22 protein-coding genes and 1 pseudogene are annotated in these 22,043 nt (G+C 60.5%); 6 read left to right on the top strand and 17 right to left on the bottom strand.

All coding sequences use genetic code 11. The features are described 5' to 3' along the window. Nucleotides 1-8: 8 nt before the first annotated feature. The 9 genes from ACVTFQ_RS26965 to ACVTFQ_RS26925 all read right to left on the bottom strand — a co-directional run bounded on the left by ACVTFQ_RS26965 (nucleotide 9) and on the right by ACVTFQ_RS26925 (nucleotide 8,611). Complete coding sequence (locus tag ACVTFQ_RS26965; RefSeq protein ID WP_181459325.1) at nucleotides 9-158, bottom strand: hypothetical protein; 150 nt, start codon at nucleotides 156-158, stop codon at nucleotides 9-11. A 192-nt stretch (nucleotides 159-350) separates the two neighbouring features. Beyond that, nucleotides 351-641, bottom strand: a complete 291-nt coding sequence (locus ACVTFQ_RS26960) for a LysR family transcriptional regulator (RefSeq protein WP_111564523.1) — start codon at nucleotides 639-641, stop codon at nucleotides 351-353. Then, nucleotides 605-970 (bottom strand): hypothetical protein, encoded by a 366-nt coding sequence (locus tag ACVTFQ_RS26955; RefSeq protein WP_470424644.1) that lies wholly within the window; start codon nucleotides 968-970, stop codon nucleotides 605-607. Before ACVTFQ_RS26955 ends, ACVTFQ_RS26960 begins: the two co-directional genes overlap by 37 nt. Nucleotides 971-1,442: 472 nt before the next feature. Next, complete coding sequence (locus tag ACVTFQ_RS26950; protein WP_111564591.1) at nucleotides 1,443-2,744, bottom strand: replication-associated recombination protein A; 1,302 nt, start codon at nucleotides 2,742-2,744, stop codon at nucleotides 1,443-1,445. Between the two features lie 241 nt (nucleotides 2,745-2,985). Continuing rightward, nucleotides 2,986-4,602 (bottom strand): FGGY-family carbohydrate kinase, encoded by a 1,617-nt coding sequence (locus ACVTFQ_RS26945; protein ID WP_112435621.1) that lies wholly within the window; start codon nucleotides 4,600-4,602, stop codon nucleotides 2,986-2,988. A gap of 61 nt (nucleotides 4,603-4,663) precedes the next feature. Beyond that, nucleotides 4,664-5,392, bottom strand: coding sequence for an SDR family oxidoreductase (locus ACVTFQ_RS26940; RefSeq protein ID WP_112949522.1), 729 nt, complete (start codon nucleotides 5,390-5,392; stop codon nucleotides 4,664-4,666). 22 nt (nucleotides 5,393-5,414) lie between these two features. Next, the gene (locus ACVTFQ_RS26935) at nucleotides 5,415-6,677 is read right to left on the bottom strand and encodes a sugar ABC transporter permease (protein WP_111564520.1); all 1,263 of its coding nucleotides are present in this window, start codon (nucleotides 6,675-6,677) and stop codon (nucleotides 5,415-5,417) included. Then, the gene (locus tag ACVTFQ_RS26930; RefSeq protein ID WP_111564519.1) at nucleotides 6,674-7,495 is read right to left on the bottom strand and encodes an ATP-binding cassette domain-containing protein; all 822 of its coding nucleotides are present in this window, start codon (nucleotides 7,493-7,495) and stop codon (nucleotides 6,674-6,676) included. The genes ACVTFQ_RS26935 and ACVTFQ_RS26930 overlap by 4 nt, the downstream gene beginning before the upstream one ends. A gap of 69 nt (nucleotides 7,496-7,564) precedes the next feature. Beyond that, nucleotides 7,565-8,611 carry an ABC transporter substrate-binding protein gene (locus tag ACVTFQ_RS26925; RefSeq protein WP_112435625.1) on the bottom strand — a complete coding sequence of 349 codons (1,047 nt, stop codon included), beginning with the start codon at nucleotides 8,609-8,611 and terminating at the stop codon, nucleotides 7,565-7,567. Nucleotides 8,612-8,875: 264 nt separating this feature from the next. On the opposite strand from ACVTFQ_RS26925, the gene ACVTFQ_RS26920 reads away from it, so the two are divergent. Next, nucleotides 8,876-9,886, top strand: coding sequence for a LacI family DNA-binding transcriptional regulator (locus ACVTFQ_RS26920; protein WP_470424262.1), 1,011 nt, complete (start codon nucleotides 8,876-8,878; stop codon nucleotides 9,884-9,886). Nucleotides 9,887-9,889: 3 nt separating this feature from the next. On the opposite strand, the pseudogene ACVTFQ_RS26915 reads toward ACVTFQ_RS26920, so the two are convergent. The 8 genes and pseudogenes from ACVTFQ_RS26915 to ACVTFQ_RS26880 form a co-directional block, all read right to left on the bottom strand. Beyond that, nucleotides 9,890-10,150, bottom strand: a pseudogene (locus tag ACVTFQ_RS26915) (ThuA domain-containing protein); the annotation flags it as partial. A gap of 70 nt (nucleotides 10,151-10,220) precedes the next feature. Then, entirely contained in the window at nucleotides 10,221-10,475 is a 255-nt protein-coding gene (locus tag ACVTFQ_RS26910; RefSeq protein WP_470424614.1) for a FitA-like ribbon-helix-helix domain-containing protein, read from the bottom strand. 198 nt (nucleotides 10,476-10,673) lie between these two features. Then, nucleotides 10,674-11,033, bottom strand: coding sequence for a monovalent cation/H(+) antiporter subunit G (gene mnhG / locus ACVTFQ_RS26905; protein WP_111564590.1), 360 nt, complete (start codon nucleotides 11,031-11,033; stop codon nucleotides 10,674-10,676). Further along, entirely contained in the window at nucleotides 11,033-11,314 is a 282-nt protein-coding gene (locus ACVTFQ_RS26900; RefSeq protein ID WP_037185734.1) for a K+/H+ antiporter subunit F, read from the bottom strand. Before ACVTFQ_RS26900 ends, mnhG begins: the two co-directional genes overlap by 1 nt. After that, nucleotides 11,311-11,787, bottom strand: coding sequence for a Na+/H+ antiporter subunit E (locus ACVTFQ_RS26895; protein ID WP_470424261.1), 477 nt, complete (start codon nucleotides 11,785-11,787; stop codon nucleotides 11,311-11,313). Before ACVTFQ_RS26895 ends, ACVTFQ_RS26900 begins: the two co-directional genes overlap by 4 nt. Then, complete coding sequence (locus tag ACVTFQ_RS26890; RefSeq protein ID WP_470424260.1) at nucleotides 11,787-13,406, bottom strand: monovalent cation/H+ antiporter subunit D; 1,620 nt, start codon at nucleotides 13,404-13,406, stop codon at nucleotides 11,787-11,789. Before ACVTFQ_RS26890 ends, ACVTFQ_RS26895 begins: the two co-directional genes overlap by 1 nt. Then, nucleotides 13,403-13,738: a Na+/H+ antiporter subunit C gene (locus tag ACVTFQ_RS26885; RefSeq protein ID WP_018897795.1), complete on the bottom strand. Its 336-nt coding sequence runs from the start codon at nucleotides 13,736-13,738 to the stop codon at nucleotides 13,403-13,405. The genes ACVTFQ_RS26890 and ACVTFQ_RS26885 overlap by 4 nt, the downstream gene beginning before the upstream one ends. Then, nucleotides 13,738-16,659, bottom strand: coding sequence for a monovalent cation/H+ antiporter subunit A (locus ACVTFQ_RS26880; protein ID WP_470424613.1), 2,922 nt, complete (start codon nucleotides 16,657-16,659; stop codon nucleotides 13,738-13,740). Before ACVTFQ_RS26880 ends, ACVTFQ_RS26885 begins: the two co-directional genes overlap by 1 nt. Before the next feature lie 122 nt (nucleotides 16,660-16,781). Between ACVTFQ_RS26880 and ACVTFQ_RS26875 the strand changes: the two genes are divergently transcribed. The 5 genes from ACVTFQ_RS26875 to ACVTFQ_RS26855 all read left to right on the top strand — a co-directional run bounded on the left by ACVTFQ_RS26875 (nucleotide 16,782) and on the right by ACVTFQ_RS26855 (nucleotide 22,040). Further along, the gene (locus ACVTFQ_RS26875) at nucleotides 16,782-17,051 is read left to right on the top strand and encodes a helix-turn-helix domain-containing protein (RefSeq protein WP_470424259.1); all 270 of its coding nucleotides are present in this window, start codon (nucleotides 16,782-16,784) and stop codon (nucleotides 17,049-17,051) included. A 27-nt stretch (nucleotides 17,052-17,078) separates the two neighbouring features. Continuing rightward, the gene (locus ACVTFQ_RS26870; RefSeq protein WP_470424258.1) at nucleotides 17,079-17,759 is read left to right on the top strand and encodes a dimethylsulfonioproprionate lyase family protein; all 681 of its coding nucleotides are present in this window, start codon (nucleotides 17,079-17,081) and stop codon (nucleotides 17,757-17,759) included. A gap of 386 nt (nucleotides 17,760-18,145) precedes the next feature. Continuing rightward, on the top strand, nucleotides 18,146-20,266 hold the full coding sequence (locus ACVTFQ_RS26865) for a TonB-dependent siderophore receptor (protein WP_470424257.1): 2,121 nt from the start codon (nucleotides 18,146-18,148) through the stop codon (nucleotides 20,264-20,266). Nucleotides 20,267-20,315: 49 nt separating this feature from the next. Beyond that, on the top strand, nucleotides 20,316-21,206 hold the full coding sequence (locus tag ACVTFQ_RS26860; protein WP_470424612.1) for an alpha/beta hydrolase: 891 nt from the start codon (nucleotides 20,316-20,318) through the stop codon (nucleotides 21,204-21,206). A gap of 57 nt (nucleotides 21,207-21,263) precedes the next feature. Beyond that, the gene (locus ACVTFQ_RS26855) at nucleotides 21,264-22,040 is read left to right on the top strand and encodes an ABC transporter ATP-binding protein (RefSeq protein ID WP_470424611.1); all 777 of its coding nucleotides are present in this window, start codon (nucleotides 21,264-21,266) and stop codon (nucleotides 22,038-22,040) included. Nucleotides 22,041-22,043: the final 3 nt, after the last annotated feature.

The raw sequence follows: 22,043 nt of genomic DNA, 5'->3' as shown, positions 1-22,043 counted from the left end.
CATGGGCATCAGGCGTAGCCCTTGGCCAGAGCCGGTGCAATCTGCAGCTCCGCAAAGAGCGAACGACCGATGTCGGTCGATTTATTGAACTCGCCGTCTTTGGCGCGACGGATGTATCGCTTATTCGTCCCTGTATCGACGAGTTCGCGTTTTGACATCATTTTCTCCTCGGTTGAGGATTTGAAACGCGCAAGATTCCAAAATGTCGCGAACTGCTCAGCGGGCTACGCTCAACCAGCTGGATGCGCCACTGGAGCTCCGCCATGCGCACCAGCGCTAAAGGACCGGGCCGTCCGCTACGTCTGTGCGCCCTTGCAAAGCCCCGCATATCGCCGTGCCTTTAGAGATCATCATTGCCGAGGGAGCTCATCGGGACAAAAGGGCATATTGCCGATCGCCTCTTCCGCGGCGGCCACTTCGTCCAAGATGCGGCACGCATGGGCGTAGAACATCTCACCCGTCTCGGTCAGGCGAAGACACCTTGTCGAGCGCTCTATTAAGACCCGGCCGACTTCGGCCTCTAACCTCGCCAGAGCCCTGCTCACAGACGATTTAGGCATTTTGAGTGAACGCGCAGCACCCGAAATGCTTCTAACATCGGCGATCAACGCAAAAACGGCGAGGTCTGTAAGGTGGAACATTCAACAAGGCTCACATGTTTAGGCACCGATGTCCACAGCTCGTTGTGTTGTTCATCGATGCAGGAATAATGAAAGGCTAGAGGATGAGAAACGTTTTCATCGCAATCGGCATAGCTCTTTTGACCACAGGCTCGGTCCACGCGTTCGATGCTAAGGGTAAGGGCGGGTACGACAGCTTGCTCGGAGGTGACGCGAATGTGTGTCACCGCGAACCGTGGCGCTGTACAAAACACCCTGAGAGCGCCGAGCGACGCCATTACCGCGACCGAGATTTCAGAGAAAACAACCGTCACTACGATCGACGCGATCGCGACTGGCGACGTCGCCATGACAGCGACTGGTACGAATAGCTTAGGGCACTGTGTCCGTTTTCTGTTAGCGGTTGATCGTCCACGACCGAGGAGTTCCAGACCGGCAAGCTCGAAGGTGAAGCGGGGCACCGGTATCACCGCCACGGGCGAACGCCCCGGCGACCTGGAAAACGGCTTCTTCGTCGATGGCTACACCCTGGATGCGTCACTCGCCTACAAGGTCAACGAGCATCTGGATTTCTCGCTTATCGGTCGCAACCTGACCGACCAACGCTACATCGAAACCAGGGCGGGCATAACAGAAACTACGCGGGGAGGCCGATCAACGTCATGGCATCCCTCAAGGCGAGTTTCTGACAGGTTAAAGGGAGCCGTTCCTCCCCTCCCAACGCTCCCTTTTATACGCCAACATCCCGTGATCTGCCCGTTCAGCCCAGGCGTTCTCAGTCCGCCGTGCGCGGGCACGCGGCGATCTACGGGACGAACGACCTCAGCGACGAACGGGCGGCATCCCGGTGACACGTTCCCAGAACTCATCGGCCCGTTTTTCAAATGTCGATGCGCCGCGCGCGTCGCTCTGATAGAAGGCTCCCCGGGGGATCCCTTCCGCATAGGTCTGCTCGACCCAGCCTCGAGCATCATCATGCGGAAACTGGTATCCGACATGGCCGAGCGAAGCAGCCCCCTTGTAATGCGCATCACGCAAATGCGGCGGGACGCTTTCCGGGGGCTGCGAGGCGACGTACTGAAGAGCAAGCCCTAGGCCTCGGGAAGCCGAACTCGACTTCGGCGCACGCGCCAGATGAAGGGCGGCATGTGCCAGAATCGTCTGCGCTTCCGGATATCCGATTTTCTCGACCGCCTGTGAAGCCGCCACCGCGGTTTGGAGCACCGAGTTATCGGCCAATCCGATATCTTCCGACGCATGAATCATGATGCGCCGGGCGATGTAGCGCGGATCCTCGCCGCCGTGGATCAGCCGTGCGAGCCAATAGAGCGTCGCGTCCGGATCCGAACCGCGCATGGATTTGATGAAGGCCGAGACGATGTCGTAATGGGCATCACCCGAACGATCGTGATTGATGGGGGCAGACGCGTAAGCTTCGTTGATCATGTCATCTGTTATGACGATGTCTTGATCGCCAGCGTGACCGACGGCCAGGCTCTCCAATGTGGTGAGAGCTCGGCGGGCGTCTCCACCCGACCGGCCGGCAATCAGCCGGACCATATCGGGCGTCAGGACAATCGGAATGTCGGTCGCGTGCAGATGATCGATGCCGCGCCGAACGACCTGTTCCATTTCACCAAGCGTCAAGGGCTCGAGCCGAATGATCGTCGAGCGAGAGACAAGAGCGGGTGTCAGGACATGGAACGGATTGCCAGTCGTGGCGCCGATGAAGTCGACGAGCCCCTCTTCGCAAAGCGCCAGAAGATCGTCGGTTTGGGTCGCCGAGAAGCGTTGAACCTCATCGACGAAAATCAGGGTTGGATGGATGCGGGCGCCGTCGGCGATCCGGCGGATATCGGCAACGCCCGCCCGTGTCGCATTGAGAGGTCGGAACGTCTTGCCAAGCATGTTGCCGACGGCGCGGGCGATCGACGTCTTGCCGAGGCCGGGAGGACCGTAGAGTATGATGCTTCCCAGCCGGCCGGCCGCGATACGCCGGCGCAGGATGGAGCCAGGAGCAACAACAGCTTCCTGGCCAATGATGTCGTCGAGCGTCGCTGGCCTCAGCGCCGCGGCAAGAGGTTGCGGATTCATCCGTCCAGCAGTGTCAAACAGGTCGCTCATCAGGTCATCCGGCGGGTGGGCAATCACTCATCCGTGGCTCGTCAGCCATTTTGCCGCTCACAACGCGCCGTGATCGGCAGATGCCCGGTTTAAGATGAAGATACCGGATCCGCAAGACATCTGGCGCAAGGCCGATATCGCGCAGCACCTGCCCGCGACATGCTTTCGCCTGCGATGCGGTCCGTGGACTTCCAGCACTTCCAGCAAAAGCGCGACGGATGGGGCGAAGGCCTATCCTTGATCAGCAATCACGCACTTGCTGCCCCAACTGCTGCAACAGCTTGAAAGCGTCATATCTCCGCAGGTGAATATCGGCGGCCGGGCCCGCGGATGGCGTGAACGTTCCGTCGACCATCGTCAGCATGCTCATCGCGTCGCGAACATCGCGGTAACGGCCACTGGCGACCGCGCCAAGGATAGCCGCGCCTAGCAACACCGGTTCATCGGCTGACGTCGCGACAATAGGCTTGCCACAGGCATCCGCCAAAAGCTGACGAACGAAAGCCTGCTGCCCGGCCCCGCCGCTGATGACGACCGTATCGATCTCGACACCCGCCTGCGCTTGTGCGTCGATGATCTGCCTGAGCCCATAACCGATGCCATAGAGCCCCGCCACGTACAGCCGGACAAGGCTGTCGATATCGCGTTCCATGCCAAGGCCCGCGATCAGCGCGCGGGCGTGCGGATCGGCCAGCGGTGCGCGGTTACCCAGGAATTCAGGGACGACGTGAAGGCCTGTCACGAGCGAGGCGGCATCGGTTCCCGCTGTGCTGGCGGCGAGGTCGGCAAGCATGATGGGAAGCGGTTGGCCTTTGTCCTTTGCAATTTGCGTCGCTTCCGCCGCGGCAGGATGAAAGGAGAGAAGCTGTTCGATCGCAGCACCCGCGGCACTCTGGCCGCCTTCATTGAGCCAAAGCCCAGGAACCATCGCGGAATAGTAGGGTCCCCATACGCCCTGCACGAAGGCCGGTTCGACTGTTGATGTCATCGTGCAGGATGAGGTGCCGAAGACATAGCCGAGGTTCGCCGTCGGTCCGTCCCCGAAGCCGACCGTCCCGATCCCGCCGGCATGGGCATCGATCAGTCCGGCGGCAACCGCCGTCCCCGGCAACAGACCGAGTTCCGCCGCCGCAGCCGGCGTCAGGCCGCCACCAAGCGCCGAGCCTGGTTCGACAATCGTCTGGCCGATGCGGGCAAAGCCTTCATCCGCCAGCGCGCCGAGGCCGACTTCCTCGAAATATGTCGGATCCCAGCGTTTCTCGTGCGCGAGATAGGTCCACTTGCAGGTGACGGTGCAGGTGGAGCGCGAGAGGTCGCCGGTGGCGCGCCAGGTCAGGTAATCGGCGAGATCGAGGAATTGCCACGCCGCGTCGAACACGTCAGGCCGATTCTCCTTCAGCCACAGCAGCTTGGGCGTCTCCATCTCGGGAGAGATGCGCCCGCCGACATAGCGCAGGACCTCATGGCCGAGCGCATTGATCCGCTCCGCCTGCGAAACCGCCCGGTGATCCATCCAGACGATGATGTTGCGGTCGGGATCCTCCGATGGGCCGACCGGCAAGGGCTTGCCCTGGTCACCGAGGACGACGAGCGAGCATGTCGCGTCGAAGCCCAGTCCGACGACGGTCTCCGGGCTTACGCCTGCATCTTGAACGGACTGACGCACGGCGTCGCGGACCGCCCGCCAGATCTCGTTGCTCGACTGTTCGACGATCGATCCCGCCTCGCGGTAAAGCGTGATGTCGCGCTTGGCCGAAGCCAGCATCCGTCCGCCGAGATCGAACACCCCCGCGCGAGCGCTTCCGGTGCCGACGTCAACGCCGATCACGTAGCGCGGTGTTTGGACTTCGTCGCTCATGGTCTCTCATCTTTCTGGCATGAATGGCTGATGCCCGCGCATCGCGCGGAGATCACGGTCTCTAGAGGTCGACGCTGTTGGGGAGGATCACGAGGTCACGAATGGTCACGTTGCGCGGCCGCGATAGCATGAAGAGCACGCAGTCGGCGACTTCCCTTGGCTGCATCAGGCTGCCATTGGCAAGCGCTTCCTCCATCTTCGCCTTCGGCCAGTCATCAAGCAGCGCGGTCACGACCGGACCCGGCAGGACAGCGCCGACGCGTACGCCGTGTTGCGCGACCTGGCGGCGTGTCGAATGCACGAATGCCTGCACCGCGAATTTCGAGGCGGTGTAGATCGGTTCCCAGACAACCGGCACGACACCGGCGATCGAGCTGGTGAACAGGATGTCGCCCGACTTCTGGGCGATCATGTGCGGCAACACGGCATGAACGGAGCGGAAGGCTGCGTTGATGTTGAGGTTCAGCATCCTGTCCCAGGCATCGGGATCGCCTTCGGCGACCTGCCCGCCGATATAGGCGCCGGCATTAGCGTGGAAAATGTCGAGCCCACCAGCGATCTCCAAAATCCTGGGAAGGATGCCAGAGAGTTGCTTGCCGTCGAGAAGATCGACGACGAGAGGGAATGCGCGCTCGCCGAACTCCGCGCAGATTTCGTCCAGTCTGTCCTTGGCGCGGTCGATGAGAACGACGGTCGCGCCTTCGGCGTGCAATGTGCGGGCGCATTCGAGGCCGATGCCGGAAGCCGAGCCGGTGATGGCGGCGACTTTGCCTTTCATGAGGTCGGTCATGAATTTACTCCTAGAAGTTTGATCAGGCGCGTCCGTGGCTGACGCGGGAACGACGGGCGAGCGAGTCGACGATGACGGCAATGGCGAGAACGCCGCCCGTGATCATGTAGCGCAACGACGAGCTGAGGTTGAGCAGGGTCAGGCCGTTGGAGATCGCCTGGATGACGATGATCCCGAGCAGCGCGGAATAGGCGCTGCCACGGCCGCCGAAGAGGCTCGTCCCACCGATCACGGCGGCGGCGATGGCGTTGAGGTTGACGTCACCAGTGCCGGCCTGCTGGCTCGATGAGGCAAGACGCGAGGCTGACAAAATGCCGCCGATGGTGGCAAGCGTCGAGCAAAGCACGAAGGCGCTCAGATAGATGCGGCGAACATTGATGCCGGCGCGCCGCGCGGCTTCGCGATTGCCGCCGACCGCGAACATCGAGCGTCCCCATTGGGTACGCGTCAGGCCGTAGTTCAAGACCACCGCGATGGCGACGAACAGGCCGAACATCCACGGAATGCCGCGACCGAGGTTGAGATAGTAGACGGCGAATTCGAGTGCCGCGGTCAGCACGACGGCCTTGATGGCTGTCGCCGCGAAGGGCTGCGACGATAGGTTGACGGCAGCGCGTTGCTGGCGTGTCCGCAGGCCCTTGGCGATGATCACGGCGCCTGGAATGAGAGCGAGCAGATAAGACAGCCAATCGGGCATCACCAGGATCTGGCCGAAGCGGACGAGCGGGGAAGCATAGGGAAGGTTGATGCTGCCACTCGGGCCTAGGATGTAAAGCTGCATGCCGAGCAGCGCCAGCAGGCCGGCAAGCGTCGCCACGAAGCTTGGCATTCCCAGCCGATTGTAAAGCACGGCGTAGACGGTCCCGATGACCGCGCCGGCCGCGATGGCCGCGATGATCGCGACGACAAACGGGAGGCCGTTGTTCACCCAGAGAACCCCGAGAATGGCGGATGACAGGCCGCTCATCGAGCCAACGGAGAGATCGATCTCGCCGAGCATCAGCACGCAGACGATGCCGAGTGAAATGATGCCGACGGTCGCGCAGTCGAAGAGCAGGTTGACGAGGTTGTTGGGCGCGAGGAACACCGGATTGAGAAGCGAGAAGACCGTCGAGATGACGATCAACCCGACCGCGACGGGAAGCATGCCCAAATCGCCGGATTTGACGCGATCGATAAAAGCGCCGACCATCGCCATCATGCTGTCGTCATGGCGGACGCGTTCGTCGCTGCGATCGAGCGTCGTGGCGGGTGCGAGTGTTGTATCGGATGGTTTCTGGCTCATGCCGGTCTCCCGCTGTTTTCCTGCGCCGTGCCTGTCTTGCGCTCGATGCGGCGCGAGACGGAATTTTCCGTGGCACCCGTGATCGAGGCCACGAGTTCCTGGTTGGAGGCATCTGGCGTGAAGACGCCGTTGTTTCGGCCCAGCCGCAATACGACGATGCGATCGGCTACGGCGCGGACGTCTTCCATGTTGTGGCTGATGATGATGACGCCCAGGCCGCGATCACGGACCCGCTCGATCAGATTGAGCACCTCGGCGGTCTGCGCGACGCCGAGTGCGGCCGTCGGCTCGTCGAGCATGATGATCTTCGGATTGAGGAGGAGCGACCTTGCAATCGCTACCGTCTGGCGTTGACCGCCGGACAGAGAGGCGATCGGCTCCCTGACGGATGGGATGCGCGCGGCCAGCTCCCGAAGCAGTGTCCAGGCTCGGACCTCCATCGCCACCTCGTCGAGCGACCACGGCGAGAGCTCATGCCCGAGGAACAGGTTGGCGACGACGTCGAGGTTCTCGCAGAGCGCCAGATCCTGGAAGACGGTGGCGATGCCGAGTTCCAGCGCCTTGCCGGGGCTGTCGAGCGATACACTCTGGCCGCAGAACTCGATCGAGCCGGACGATGGCTGGTGAACGCCCGCGAGAACCTTGACTAGCGTCGACTTGCCGGCGCCGTTGTCTCCCACCAGGGCCACGACTTCGCCCGCCTTGACGTCCAGTTCGATATCGGTCAGCGCCGAGACGGCACCGAAATTCTTCGACACGTTTCGTAGTCGCAGGATGGGCTGCCCGCGCTCCGGTACATTGCTTGCTGTGGTGCTCATGGCTGAGGGCCTTTGTACGTCCTTGAGAAACCGGCCGCACGCGGTGCGGCCGGAATGGCGGATCGGCTTTTAGTTGCCGATGCCGAGCTTCTTGCAGCCCTCGGCATATTCGCCGGTGCAGATCTGCTCAGCCGTCTGGATCTTCTTGTCGAAGATTTCCGCCTTGATGTTTTCGGCGGTGACGACGGCCGGGATGAAGAGCTGCGACGGCGTGTTGTAAAGCGTCGTCTTGGCTTCCGGCTTCTCGCCCTTGATGAGCTGGACAGCGACCTGCGCGGCCGCCGCCGCTACGATCTCGGAAGGCTTGGAGATCGTGTTGTACTGGTCGCCCGAGATGATGAGCTGCAGTGCCGCGATCGTCGCGTCGTTGCCGGTGACCGGCGGAACGGGGTTGACGCCCGCCGCCTTGAACGCGGCGATCGCACCACCGCCGGTGCCGTCATTGGCGGCGACCACGCCCTTGATATCGGCGCCGAAGCGCGTGATCTGGCCGGCGGCCCATTCCTGCGCCTTCGGCGGCGCCCATTCCGGCGTGTCGAATTCGGCAAGCGTCTTGTACTTGGATTCCTTAAGTCCGCGATGGATGCCGTCGCGAATAAGGCCGGCGGCCGCATCGGTCGGGGAGCCGTTGATCTCAAGCACGCCGGCTCCGTCAGGCACACCCGACTTCTTCAGATGCTCGACAAGCGACTTGGCAATCGCGTAGCCGATACCTTCATTGTCGAAGGAAACGTAGAAATCGGCAGGCTTGTCCGGGATCGGACGGTCATAAGCGATGACCTTGACGTCCTGGGACTGGGCGAGTTCCACGAGGCCCGCGGCGGCGGCCGAGTCGACCGGATCGAGGACCACGACCTTGGCTCCCTGCGCAATCACCGAGTTGAACTGTTGCTGCTGCAGCGACGCGTCGCCATTGGCGTTCTGGTAGACGACAGTACACTTGGCGCACAGTTTTTCCATTTCCGCCTTGAAGCCCGGAAAATCGTGCTGCTCGTAGCGGGTTGATGCCTGATCGGGCATCAGGAACGCCACCGTGGACGCTTCCTGGGCGAATGCTGCTCCGCCGAGCGCCATCAGCATGGTCGCCGACATCAGGGAAAGTTTGCGATAGGTCATGTTCTCCTCCTTAATTGACCAACGGCAAGGTTCGGCCATTGCCGCAACATCGGCCTGATGCGCGATGCGTCATCGCCTCAAGCCGCGGCTCGACGAGAGCCGCACGGCAAAGAGGACCACCAATAGCTGCGAAATCACCTCCCGGTGCCAGCCTCCTAGCTGACACGTATCATCGATTGAGCGCACTTGCTCAATCGATGAAGCAAGATTTGCCACTTCTCTGGTTTGATGTCAAGTTAGCGCCCGATACAGGAGATGAGAATTTTGAGTCTGGACAGGCAGCAGAAGCGAACAACGATCTACGACCTTGCGGAACTCGCGGGCACATCCGCGAGCGCGGTCAGCGCTGTCTTGAACGGAAACTGGAAGAAGCGGCGCATCAGCAAGCAGCTTGCGGAGAAGATAACGCGCATAGCCGAAGAGCAGGGTTACGCGCTCAACATGCAGGCAAGTCTCCTGCGTCGCGAGAAGTCGCACATCATTGGGATGATCGTTCCCAAGTACGACAACCGGTATTTCGGTTCGATCGTCGAGCTCTTCGAGACGATGGCGCGTGACAAGGGCCTCTTCCCGCTCATCACCTGCACGCGACGCGACCCCGCGCTTGAGATCGAGGCCGCTCGAACGATGCTTTCGTATCAGGTGGACTGCGTGATCGCGACAGGTGCGACCGACCCAGACAGGATCACCGAGCTTTGCGCCGCCGCCGGCGTGCGCACGATCAACCTCGATCTGCCCGGCACACTCGCTCCTTCAGTCATTTCCGACAATTTCGCAGGCGCCCGGGAGCTGACGCGAAGAATTCTCGTCAGTTGCCAACAAAGATTTGGCGCCATGGAGCCTCTGATGTTCGTTGGCGGACGCGGTGGCGATCACAACACGATGGAACGCTTGAGGGGCTTTCGCCAGGCACATGCGGATCACGGCATCGACCTTGAGGACCACAGGGTCATCGCCTGTGGCTACGCCCCCGAAAAGGCGCAAAGCGCGCTCCAAGAGCGCGCCGCAAGCGGTTTGCCGTTTTCGAGAGGCATGTTCGTCAATTCGACGATTACACTCGAAGGTGTGCTGCGCTGGGTGCGGCTCGCCGGACCTGTCAGCGAACAGGAATTCGCCCTCGGCTGCTTCGACTACGACCCTCTCGTCGCCCTCCTCGGCGACAACATCGAGATGGTCCGCCAGGATGTGCCGGCAATGCTGACACGGATGTTCGAGCTCATTGAGCTCGGAAACTTTGAGCCAAACGTGTCCGAAATCCCGCCCGTTCTGAGGTAAGTGTTACCGCGCGGCCCAGAGAGCACCGCGCCTGAAGATTTCATACATCTGCGGCACATCGAATTCCTTGGCAGCATGGCCAAGCGACGAGTAGAAAACGCGGCCTTTGCCATACATGCGCTTCCAGACAACAGGCATGGTGACGCCATCGATCCAATAAGCATGTTCACCGGTAAAGGTCGTCGTCGCCAGCACATCGTTCGACGGGTCGACATGCATGTAATACTGCTCGGAACTGTAGCGAAAATCTGCAATCCCCGCCATCCGCCGCAGTGCATGCGACAGGCCACCGGCTTCCGCCGGCGTTCGGATATCACATTGGTGTTTAGAAGGATCATTCGAAAGTCATATGTTCGGCAGGCGTATCATCACGTGTCCGCTGCAGGGCTTCGACATCCGCATTGGAGAGCTCTGCATTGCGACCAATGCCCAGCAACAGAGAACCAAGCTTTACGCCCTGAGAAGGGCGAGCCGCGGCCTCGATAATGTCGCGGATTTCAGCCTCCGTGCCGCGGCCATTGTGAGCCGCGCGCACGCGCAAAGCGCGATGTGTTTCATCAGGAAGAATGCGGATCGTTACGGCCGGCATCGATATCACCTCGGCTTTAGTGATGACACTGATATCGATATATGTGAAGTGACACCAACATCCAAACAGAATTCGGGTTGCGGGCAAAGCTGCTCTTGTGGGATCGCCCGACGGTGAACGCGCATCCACATCGGCTGGCATGACGGTCTCGCGGAGTTTAACATCACGACCCCAACCAGTCAGGTGGCCGACAAGCTCCTATCTGTGCTCCGGGTTGTGCTTTGGAGGCGCCTCTCCATTTGCCTCGGCGCGATCCCGGTGCAAGGCAGCGCGCGCCAGCATCATCAGCGTGATGGGTGTCGTTACCGTCACGAAAATGCCGATCAGAATCTCGTGGATCGCCAATCGCGACGACGCCACGGAAAAGAAGATCATCGAGCCGAGCATGACGCCACCAATTCCCCAGCTAGTCCCGAGGGTGGGCGCGTGAATGCGTTGGTAGAAGCTTGGCAGACGCAGAAATCCGATCGCGCCAATCAGCGCCAGAAGGGCGCCGAGCACGAGAAAGAAGGCGACCAGCGCCGCCACCCAAACAGGCATATCCATAGCCGGGTGCATCATTCGATCACCTCTCCGCGCATAAGGAATTTCGCCAGCGCGACGGTCGCAACGAAGCCGATCATGCCGATGACCAGAGCAGCCTCGAAATACACCACCCGTCCCGTTCCGACGCCGAATGTCACCAGAAGCAGCATGGCATTGATGTAGAACGTGTCGAGGCCTAGGATCCGGTCCTGCGCGCGGGGCCCGACGAACATGCGGATCGAGACGATGGCCATGGCGGCGACGAGCATGATCTGGGCGACCGAAACGGCCGTGAAGAGGATGATTGCACTCATGCGAATATCTCCAGCAACAGCGCTTCGTAGCGGTTCTTGATCGTATCGCGCCATACGGCTTCGTTCTGGATGTCGAGAACGTGCAGCAGCACCGAATGATCGTTGGAATCATATTCCAGCCAGGCGGACCCCGGCGTGCTCGTCAGGATGACGGCTAACACGGCGAGCGCGAACTGGCTGCGGAGTTCGAGATGGACGGTGATAAAACCGGGATTGTGCCGACGTTTGCCGCTGCGCAGGATGATCCACGCGACGTCGATGTTCGACTTGACGATATCACGGAACACTAGGCCGAAGAGCTTAGGGAGCAGGTACCATTTCTTCACCCGTATCGGTTCCGGCTGCAAGGATGCCATCGCCCAGCCCGCGAAGACCGCGACGATTAGGCCGAGAATGAAATGGCCAAGGGTGAAGCCGTTGAGCAGCAGCCACATGATGAGAAGGCACGTCGCGAGAATGGGATAGGGAAGCATCACTCGCCCTCCGTTCCAGCTTTGACGCCCTTGATCGGAAGCGCGTTGTTGACCGCGTCGATATAGATGGACGGCTTGCTCAGTGTACGGATCGTCGTGTCCATGTACTGCATCGCCGGCCCGGCCCGCACGGTGAGTGCGAGCGTCAGGGCCAAGAGGAACATCACCGGCACGATCTCGATGACCAGCACGCGGGGAACCGTTCCCTCGATCGAGCTCCAGAAGGTGCGGATGCCGACGCGCGTCATGGAAATCAATGCGGCGATGCCCGAGAGAATGACAAGAACGACCAGAGCCCAGATCGCGGCCGTGGGCGGCACGCCGATGGAGCCGGTGCCCATCATCGCCGAGAGCATGGCGAACTTGGCGACGAAGCCCGAGAGCGGCGGGAGGCCGGACAGGAGGATGCCGCAGGCGGCGAAGCAGATGCCCAAAACGGCCATGGTGCCGGGCATGGTCACGCCCTCTTTCTCGTTTTCAGGCTCGTCGTCGGCCTCGCCATAGGCTTCCATGGTCACGGCTAGCACGTTTGCGCCGGCATCCTGGCCGCGCTCGACGAGTTCGATCAGCATGAAGAAGGCGCTGATCGTGAGTGTCGAGCTGACGAGATAAAGCAGCGCGCCGGAAGAGACGGCGCCGTCGTTGATGCCGAGCACCATCAGCAGCGTGCCCGAGGAGACCAGTACGGAAAAGCCAGCAAGCCGCCCGAGCGCCTGCGACGCGAGAACGCCGACGATCCCGAAGATCAGCGTCGCCATGCCGCCATAAAGCAGCACCGGCGCACCGAACCCGGCCGAAGGTCCCTCGCCGAACAAAAGCATTGTCAGCCGCAGGATCACGTAGATGCCGAGCTTGCTCATGATCGCGAAGATACCGGCCACCGGCGCCGATGCGGCGCTATAGGCGGTGGGCAGCCAGAAGCACAGTGGCCACATGCCGGCCTTGATGAGGAAGACGACACCCAATATGCCGGCGCCGGCCTCCATCAGCATACGCCGGTCAGGCTCGATCTCGGGGATGCGGGCCGCAAGGTCGGCCATGTTGAGCGTTCCGGCGGTTCCGTAGATGAGGCTGACGCCGATCAGGAACAGCAGGGCGGCCACGAGGTTGATGGCGATATAATGCATGCCGGCCTTGACGCGCAGCGGACCGGAGCCGTGCAGCAGGAGGCCATAGGATGCTGCCAGCATGACCTCGAAAAAGACGAAGAGGTTGAAGAGGTCGCCAGTGAGGAACGCCCCGTTGACCCCCATGAGGAGCAACTGGAACATGCTGTGGAAATGCGCGCCGACGGCATGCCAGCGCGCCAGCGAGAAGACGAGTGCCGACACGGCAAGCAGCGCGGTCAGAAGCAGCATCATGGCTGATAGGCCATCGAGAACGAGCACGATGCCGAAGGGTGCCGACCAGTTGCCGACCAGATAAACGCCCTCGAAGCCGTTGGGGCCACTTTCGATCCTGAATAGGATGAAGGCGATCACGGTAAGCAAGATCGCGGAGGCGAGGCTGACCATTGCCTTGGCGACCCGGCGACGCTCGTCGATGAACAGCAGGAGCGCGCTAGCGATCAGCGGAATTAGGATGGGCGCGACGATGAGATGATGGGACCAACCGTTCATTTCGGCTCGTTCCTTCCGTCGACATGGTCGCTGCCCGTCAGCCCGCGCGACGCCAGGAGGACGACGAGAAACAGCGCCGTCGTCGCGAAGCCGATGACGATCGCGGTCAGCACCAGGGCCTGCGGCACAGGATCGGCGAGAATGGACGGATCGTCATTGCCCAGGATCGGCGGCACGTTGGCCTTCACGCCGCCGACGCCGAATATGAACAGGTTGACGGCGTAGGAGAGCAGCGAAAGCCCGATAATCACCTGATAGGTGCGAGGGCGCAGGATAAGCCAGACCCCGCAGCTCGTCATGATGCCGATGGCGATCGACAGAACCAGTTCCATCACCGCTCCTCCGATTTGGCCGCTTCGATCGTGCGCAAGCGATTGATCCGCAGTGATTGGTGGGCAAGGGCGACAAGGATAAGCACGGTCGATCCGACGACCAGGGAGAAGACGCCGAGATCAAAGAGCAGCGCCGTCGCCGCCGGTATTTTGCCGATCAGGGGCAGCTCGAGATAGCGCGAATGCGAGGTCAGGAACGGATAGCCGAGCAACCAGGCGCCGGCGCCCGTCAACACCGCCGTCAACAGCCCCGCGCCCATCCAGCGCAGCGGCAGAATGCGGATGCGGTCCTCGGCCCAGCGCGTACCGCCGGCGAGATATTGCAGCAGAAAGGCGATCGAGAGCGTCAATCCCGCGGAGAACCCGCCGCCCGGCAGGTCATGCCCGCGCATGAAGAGATAGACCGAGAAGGTGATGATGACGGGGAACATCCACTGCATGATCACCGATGGCACGAGCAGGTAGTCACGCACCGTGTCGCCCGCGGACCGTTCGGGCCGCTCCTCGTCGAAGCGATTCTGAACCTGTTGCTGCTCCGGCATCCCCATGCTGTCTTCAGCCGGGCGGAAACGACGCAGCAGACCGTAGACGGTGAGCGAGACGACGCCGAGCACAGCGATTTCGCCCAGTGTATCGAAGCCGCGGAAATCCACCAGGATCACGTTCACGACGTTTCGTCCGCCGCCGAGCGAATAGGCATGCTCGAGGAAATAGTTGGCGATCGCGTCGGGCACCGGCATCGTCATAACGGCATAGGCGATTGCCGACATGGCGACACCGCAGATGACGGCGAGCGCGAAGTCGCGGAAGCGCCGGAACCGGGCGCGGATCGTCATGGATTCGCGAATGTCTTCGGATCGCTTCGGCAGCCAACGGAGGCCCAACAGGATGAGAACGGTGGTGACGATCTCCACCAACAGCTGGGTGATGGCTAGGTCGGGTGCCGAAAGCCATACGAAGGTGATGCAGACGATCAGGCCGACACCGCCGAGCATGATCAGCGCGGCCAGTCGGTGGTATTTGGCCGTGTAGGCGGTTCCGATCGCCAGACACACTCCGATCATCCATAGCGCGGCGAAGACAGGATCGACGCCGGAATAGGCAAAGGGCCGATGCTCAAAGCCACGCGAGTAAAGTGGCAGAGCGCCGGCAAGCAGCCCCGCGAGCACCAACCACCGCAATTGCGGCTGCAACTTGCGTGTTCCCAAGCGTCGCTCGGCAACGCGCGCCCAGCGCCAGGAGACTTCCACGAGGATTCGCTCGAAAATGCGCTGCCCCTTCAGCCGCCGGATAAAGGGCGGTCCATCGTCACAGCGAGACAGGTAACCTTTCAATGCCCAGTATATCGCGGTTCCAGCGATCAGCGCGATGACACTCATGATCAGCGGAAGATTGATCCCGTGCCACAGTGAGAGGCTGTATTCAGGCGTGTCGTCTCTCAGAACGCTGATCACCGCGCTATGGAGAAATGGTCCGATCGAGAGTGCAGGCACGATACCGACGACCAGGCACAGCACGACGAGAAACTCGATCGGAAAGCGCATCCAGCGCGGCGGCTCGTGCGGATGCGCGATCGGCAGGTCTGTCGGCGGCGGCCCAAAGAAAACGGTGTGAATGAAGCGCAGGGAATAGGCCACGCTGAAGGCGCTGGCGAGCGTTGCGACATAGGGTAGAATTCTGTCGAGGATGGAATCGGCATGGGTCTCGACCGCTTCCGCGAAGAACATTTCCTTCGAAAGAAACCCGTTCAGCAGCGGCACGCCCGCCATGGCGGCGCTGGCGACGACGGCAAGCGTCGCCGTGATCGGCATGAACCGGTACAGCCCGCTCAGCTTGCGCATGTCGCGCGTTCCGGTCTCGTGGTCGATGATGCCGGCCGCCATGAACAGCGACGCCTTGAACGTCGCGTGATTAAGCATGTGGAAAATCGCCGCCACCGTCGCCAATGGGCTTCCCAGGCTCAATAGTGTCGTGATCAATCCTAGATGGCTGATTGTCGAATAGGCGAGCAGCCCCTTCAGATCGCGCTGGAATATCGCGAAGTAGGCGCCCAGCAGCAAGGTGATCATGCCCGCGGCGCCTAGGATCCAGAACCACTCGTAGGTTCCCGACAGGACGGGCCAGAAACGCACGAGCAGGAAGACACCCGCCTTCACCATCGTCGCCGAATGCAGGAACGCCGACACGGGCGTCGGCGCCGACATGGCGTTGGGCAGCCAGAAATGGAATGGGAACTGGGCGCTCTTCGTCAGAGCTCCAAGCAGAATGAAGATCAGCGCGGGCACATATAGGCTATGATTTCGGATCAGGTCGCCCGAGTTCAGGATCTTGTCCAGATCGTAGCTGCCGACGATCTTGCCGAGCAGGATCAGGCCGATCAACAAGGAGAAGCCACCGATCCCGGTGATCGTCAGCGCCATTCTCGCGCCATCGCGCGCGGCGGAATTGTTGTGCCAATAGCTTATCAGCAGGAAAGAGAAGATGCTTGTCAGCTCCCAGAACACCGACAGCAGGATGACATTGCCTGATATGACAATGCCTATCATTGCACCCATGAATGCAAGCAGGAACGAGAAGAACCGCGGGACCGGATCGTCTTCCGACATGTAATAGCGGGCGTAGAGGATCACCAGAAAGCCGATGGAGGTTATCAGCATGGTGAAAATCCACGCAAACGCGTCCATTCGCAGCGTCAGATCAAGACCGAGCTGCGGCAACCATTCACCGTTAAAGCGAATGACGCCACCATCAATGACTTGCGGGTAAAGAAAGGCGGTGAGCAAAAGGGAAATGAGGACGACGAAACCAGCAAGACCAGCGGGCAGACGACGTGATGCCGTCCTCAAGAAAAAGACCGATAGAATGCTTCCGATGAACGGCAAAAGCAGCAGCGCAACGAGCATGAACGGTCCGGCTGTTATCCCAATGCATCGATCCTTTTCGAATTCTGATCCCCCGGCTTAGCACCTTAGGTGCCCACCTAGAAATCTTTCTCAAATTAACCTATATGATCTATGTCAACCAATATGGGCGATAGTCGAACATGGGTCAAGCTTACGACCATAGGATTTTGTCACCGGCTCTCTGTCGAGCGGCACGCGGTCTTCTGGACTGGACACAGCTCGAGCTGTCGGCACGTGCGGGTGTGTCGCGAAGCACGGTTCGCGATTACGAAGGTGGGCGCCACGATGTCCACCGTGCGACGGCGGCACAATTGAAGTTCGCGCTGGAAAATGGCGGTGTCAATTTCATTGCTCTGGATGACGGCAAGATAGCCGTTTGCGCCAACCAGTCGCCGCCGGGGCAGCCTTGACGTATGGTAAAATGTGGATCTTTGCGCATGAGTAAGAAACCCGACCACTCCGCGGACCTTCTTGTAACGGAGAAGGACGGTGTGGTGGCAAGGCTCGTCGTGCGCGGCGCAGCGCGTCGCCCCGATGCCTTGCAAGGCTTTTTGAATGCCTTTGCCTCGGCAATGCTCTCCTCCAACGCCTGTCCAACGGCAAGCTTCATCGCGGGAAAGGTGCTTCAGCGAACGGAACGAACGGGGATTTTCAATCTCGAGGAAACGGCGTCGCGCAAGCAATCCTTCGAAACGGCATTGCGCCACGCTCGTCAATCATCCGGCTTTCCCCACCAAGGCCTGGCCACTGAACTCGCTCAGCTGAGCCCATATATTGCCTGGCGAAGCGGTCGCTCCGGTCCGTTTGCGAGCGTGAACTTCTCGAAAGCGCACGCGCACAGCATTTTGATCGGTCCGTCGGGCATTGAAACTCGACCAGACATCCGGATTTGTTTGATCCTGATGGAGCCGTATACGCGGTTTCCCGATAACGTGCAGGCCCGCTCCAAGGCTTTCCTGCTTCTAAGCCCCTCGGAAATATGCATCGATGGTGAAGCTTGGTTGAGGGCTGACGCAGGATCGGTTTTCGTGGTCGAGGCAGGGCAGGCATTCGCGATACGGTGCACCTCTCAACCGCTACTCGCCATCTGGTGCCAACTTGAAGAGGGCTTCAAGTAGCCGCTCGTTTTCAGTCCCTCCCCTCTTTACGCAAACGATTTTGCCGAAGGTTTCGGGCCGAGATACGGAAATGCCGCGCGGCTTTCGCGGTCGTCGATTTTGGATCCCCTTCCGCTCATTCACGAGCATGCTCCTCCAGCGTCTCGCCGCAGGTCTAATATTTGGTCGACTGCTTCGGGCCTCCCGCGAATAGCTTGTGAAAATCGAGCAAAAAGATCGAGGAAGGGCGATAAACGCTCCAGCGATATCTTGACTCGTTTAGTAATGTTTTTATTGATGCGCCGGAAAGGCGACGTGCCTTTCGGCGGCGCAAATTGCCGCCTTGAGAATTTTAGTCTTGCGTCGGCTATTTGCCGGCGCCTCTGCTTGCCGAGAAGGGTCGCGCAATGGCATTTTCTTTCAAACGAACTCGCACGCATCGCGGCCTCCTCAATTCCACCATGCTCGTGGGAGTGGTGACTGCCGTCGCCCTGAACGTGGGGCCAGCCTTCGCTCAGGACGGCAGCAGCACCGAGCTTGAGAAAATCACCGTCACCGGCAACGGTTCGAATCCTCGGTCAATTAAAGAGGACAATGCCACGGTCGTGGCCAAGCGCACGATATCGGCCACGAAGACGGATACGCCGCTTGTCGAGACGCCACGCTCCGTCTCCGTTGTCACGCGCGCGGAAATGGATGAGCGTGCGGTCACCGATATGATCCAGGCGGCCCGTTACGCATCGGGCGTCACAACCGGTGCCTTCGGTTATGATCCGCGATTCGATCAGATCTATATTCGGGGTATCGAGACCACCACCACCGGCGACTTCCGCGATGGCCTGCGCCAACCGATCATGAACTACGGTTCGTTCATGACGGAAGTTTACACGCTCGATCGCATTGAAGTCCTGAAGGGCCCGGTGTCTGTGATGTACGGCGCGGCGAGCGCCGCCGGTATCGTCAATCGCATCTCAAAGCTGCCGCTGGATGAAGCACATCACGAGATTGAGCTGCAATACGGCACCTTCGGCCGTAAGCAGGCAGCCTTCGATTTTGGAGGACCGATCAACGACGAAATAGATTACCGTCTGGTCGGTTTGGCCCGCGCGGGGGAAGGAAGCTACGACATTGATGATGACCGCTATCTGCTGCAGCCATCCGCGACCTGGAAGCCGAGCGAAGACACAACCTTCACCGTTCATGGACTGGCGCAAAAGAGCGAGACAGGTGCAAGCGCCTGGAGCTACCTGCGGGACAACGACGTCTTCCTCTACACCGATCCGGACTTCAACAGCCAGAAGGTCGAGCAATATCAGCTAGGGTACCAGCTGGAGCATGAGTTCGAGAACGGCCTGACCTTCCGCCAGAATGCCCGCGCGGGCGATGTGGATCTGAAGGCCCATTACCTCAACCGCATCCTGGTCAACACAGACGGCGGCTGGCCGACGACCGCCGTGACGGAGGACTTACGCAGCTATCAGATCGACAACCAGCTGGAAGCCGAATTCGATACCGGTGACGTCTCTCACACGCTGCTCGGCGGCCTCGACTACACATGGGTTTCGTCCGACTTCGCCATGGGTAGCGGTAGCGTCGCGGCGAATACACCCGGCTCAATCGTGCCAGTCCCCGCGCTTACCTCGTTCACGGGAAGCAGCCTCACCCAAACCGGCATTTATGCACAAGATCAGATGGAACTCGGCAGTTGGCGCGCCGTGGCGGGCCTTCGCTATGACTGGGCGCATCAGGAATCCACTGTAAAGGGCGCCGGCGGCTCGACGGATGAGAAGGACGATGGCGTTCTTTCCGGCCAGGTGGGACTACTCTACCTGTTCGACAATGGTATCGCACCTTATGTCAGCTACGGAACGTCGTTCGTACCATCGACAGCTCTGTCGGAAGATGGCTCGGTTCTGGACCCCACCAAAGGGCGGCAGATCGAGGTTGGCGTGAAGTACCAGCCAGAAGGCGAGAACTACTCACTGAGCGGCGCCGTCTATCGCCTGATCGAGACGAACAAGCCCCAATACGCTTCGAGCTTCCTGTTTTCCGAGAATTCAGGAGAAAACACCTATACGGGTTTCGAACTTGAGGGCCGCACCCAGTTCGACAATGGCATCAGCCTCATTGCCGCCTACACCTACTCCCATGCGGAGATCACCGGCAATAACGATGCGACCTTGATCGGCAATGCCCCTTCGACGGTGCCGCGCCACGTTGCTTCGTTGTGGGTGAACTACGCGATGCCGGAGACCTCCGCCATACCTGGGCTGAGCATTGGGGGCGGCATTCGCGCGATGAGCGACTCCTTTACGAGCGACTCCAACACGGCCAAGAACGCAGGCGTCGGCTATCTGGATGCAGTCGTTTCCTATGACTTCGGCGTGAGCTCTCCGGAACTCAAAGGACTGTCGCTGTCGGTAAGCGCCACAAACCTCGCCGATCGTCGCGAGCAGGTCTGCACCGACGGCTACTGCTACACCGGCCAGGGTCGTACGGTCATGGGATCGCTGAAATTCAAGTGGTAACGAGCATTGCAACCACTTGTCGATCGACCAAGCGATAATCGGAATGAATATGACTGATCAAGCCTACGCCTTGCCCGGAACATTTCATTTCGACCTTGAGCCAACCGACGGTGGCGACCCATACCGCATCTTCCTGTTCATACCAAAAGGCGAGCCGCCCTTCGGCGGCTGGCCTCTTTTGGTCACGACCGACGGCAATGCGACATTCCCCTTCGCTTTCGCCAGTTTGGTGACGCAAGCCCCTTATCCAACCGGAACCAACGTCAACTGGGGGGTTGTGGCCGCGATCGGCTACCCCTGCGAGGAACCTTATGATGCCTTCCGGCGGGCTTGGGATCTTGGCCCTCCACCGATCAAATCCTATCCGCCCTATTTCGAGGGAGGACCGCCGGTCCGTATTGGCGGGACCGGGCGACTCGTCGACTTCATCGAGCACCGCCTCTTACCGCGGCTCGACGCGATCACGCGCATCGATCGAACGCGCAGGTCGCTGTTCGGCCATTCGTTCGGCGGGCTTTTCACGCTTTATACCCTTTTCGAACGGCCGAGCCTTTTCACCAACTGGATTGCCGCAAGTCCAACGATCTATTGGGAGGCAAGCGAAATCCTGAACAACGAGGCCGCGCGGCAGCCCATCGTTGGCCCACCCGTCTTCCTTCATTTGTCGGCCGGCGAGTACGAAGGCGATGAGCTCGCCCCCTTCCAGTATCGCAACGACGACGCTGCATCCCGCGCGGAAAAACGCAAGACCGAACGCACGGTCGCGCTCGCACGGGAAATGGCGGATCGGCTGCATGATCCCGCCACGGGTATTCAGACGCGGTTCGAGCTCTTCGCGGGACAGACGCACATGTCCGTGCTCGGACCAGCTGTCAATCGAGCCGTTGGTATCGCGTTTGAGAGCGGCCGTGCGGACGACAATCAACCGTCGGCCCGATAGTCAGTGAAAAGGGGAAACACCTTGACCTCGCTAGAACCCGCGCAAGCGGTCACCCAAATGGTAGCGGCGTTCGACGTCAGAGGCGTTGGGCTCTCCATCCAGGACAACATCATCCTGTCCAACGTCAGCCTTGAATTCCCCGCAGGCGAAGTCGTGGCTCTGGTCGGGCACAATGGATCAGGCAAATCCAGCCTCTTGAAGATTCTTGGGCGCCAACAGTCGCCCACCTCAGGAACTGTTACCTGTAGCGGCCAGGCACTGGATCACTATGGCGACCGCGACTTTGCGCGAGCGGTCGCTTATTTGCCGCAGGATCTGAGCACGGGTCTTGAGATGACAGTTCGCGAGCTTGTCGGTTGCGGGCGTTATCCATGGCATGGCGCCCTCGGTCGTTTTTCCGAAATCGACAAGAGCAAGGTCGATGCCGCCCTTGCAGCAACACACCTAGGGATGCTTGCCGAACGCCTCGTCGGCACCCTGTCCGGTGGCGAACGGCAACGCGCCTGGATCGCGATGCTGGTCGCTCAGGATGCTCGCTGTCTGCTCCTCGACGAACCCACCGCGGCACTCGACATCGCCCACCAGATCGAGGTTCTTTCGCTCGTCCGGCGTCTGGCACATGAAGGCGGGCGAAGCGTGGTGATCGTCCTTCACGATATCAACATGGCAGCGCGCTTCTGTGATCGGATCCATGCTCTGAACCACGGTCACGTGGTTGCCAGCGGCACGCCGGCCGACATACTCGTGCCCGAGACGCTACATGACATTTATGGGATCGACATGAACGTTATCGCCGCGCCCAATTTGAACCACCCACTTGCCTATGCCTGCTAGGCC

Source organism: Rhizobium sp. O111 (assembly GCF_055616315.1).
Note: the sequence above shows the minus strand (reverse complement) of the source record. Positions and strands in the feature narration are given on the sequence as shown.

Bases quoted from the DNA above. Each gene is read 5' to 3' on its own strand.
- ACVTFQ_RS26885 (WP_018897795.1), bottom strand. From the start codon at position 13,738: ATGGAACTGGTTCTGTCGATCGCCATCGGCATCATGACGAGCTGCGGG.
- ACVTFQ_RS26945 (WP_112435621.1), bottom strand. From the start codon at position 4,602: ATGAGCGACGAAGTCCAAACACCGCGCTACGTGATCGGCGTTGACGTC.
- ACVTFQ_RS26930 (WP_111564519.1), bottom strand. From the start codon at position 7,495: ATGAGCACCACAGCAAGCAATGTACCGGAGCGCGGGCAGCCCATCCTG.
- ACVTFQ_RS26955 (WP_470424644.1), bottom strand. From the start codon at position 970: ATGGCGACGTCGCCAGTCGCGATCGCGTCGATCGTAGTGACGGTTGTT.
- ACVTFQ_RS26870 (WP_470424258.1), top strand. From the start codon at position 17,079: ATGAGTAAGAAACCCGACCACTCCGCGGACCTTCTTGTAACGGAGAAG.
- ACVTFQ_RS26890 (WP_470424260.1), bottom strand. From the start codon at position 13,406: ATGAACGGTTGGTCCCATCATCTCATCGTCGCGCCCATCCTAATTCCG.
- ACVTFQ_RS26960 (WP_111564523.1), bottom strand. From the start codon at position 641: ATGTTCCACCTTACAGACCTCGCCGTTTTTGCGTTGATCGCCGATGTT.
- ACVTFQ_RS26875 (WP_470424259.1), top strand. From the start codon at position 16,782: ATGGGTCAAGCTTACGACCATAGGATTTTGTCACCGGCTCTCTGTCGA.
- ACVTFQ_RS26950 (WP_111564591.1), bottom strand. From the start codon at position 2,744: ATGAGCGACCTGTTTGACACTGCTGGACGGATGAATCCGCAACCTCTT.
- ACVTFQ_RS26925 (WP_112435625.1), bottom strand. From the start codon at position 8,611: ATGACCTATCGCAAACTTTCCCTGATGTCGGCGACCATGCTGATGGCG.
- mnhG (WP_111564590.1), bottom strand. From the start codon at position 11,033: ATGCACCCGGCTATGGATATGCCTGTTTGGGTGGCGGCGCTGGTCGCC.
- ACVTFQ_RS26910 (WP_470424614.1), bottom strand. From the start codon at position 10,475: ATGCCGGCCGTAACGATCCGCATTCTTCCTGATGAAACACATCGCGCT.
- ACVTFQ_RS26935 (WP_111564520.1), bottom strand. From the start codon at position 6,677: ATGAGCCAGAAACCATCCGATACAACACTCGCACCCGCCACGACGCTC.
- ACVTFQ_RS26855 (WP_470424611.1), top strand. From the start codon at position 21,264: ATGGTAGCGGCGTTCGACGTCAGAGGCGTTGGGCTCTCCATCCAGGAC.
- ACVTFQ_RS26895 (WP_470424261.1), bottom strand. From the start codon at position 11,787: ATGCTTCCCTATCCCATTCTCGCGACGTGCCTTCTCATCATGTGGCTG.
- ACVTFQ_RS26940 (WP_112949522.1), bottom strand. From the start codon at position 5,392: ATGACCGACCTCATGAAAGGCAAAGTCGCCGCCATCACCGGCTCGGCT.
- ACVTFQ_RS26865 (WP_470424257.1), top strand. From the start codon at position 18,146: ATGGCATTTTCTTTCAAACGAACTCGCACGCATCGCGGCCTCCTCAAT.
- ACVTFQ_RS26965 (WP_181459325.1), bottom strand. From the start codon at position 158: ATGTCAAAACGCGAACTCGTCGATACAGGGACGAATAAGCGATACATC.
- ACVTFQ_RS26900 (WP_037185734.1), bottom strand. From the start codon at position 11,314: ATGAGTGCAATCATCCTCTTCACGGCCGTTTCGGTCGCCCAGATCATG.
- ACVTFQ_RS26860 (WP_470424612.1), top strand. From the start codon at position 20,316: ATGACTGATCAAGCCTACGCCTTGCCCGGAACATTTCATTTCGACCTT.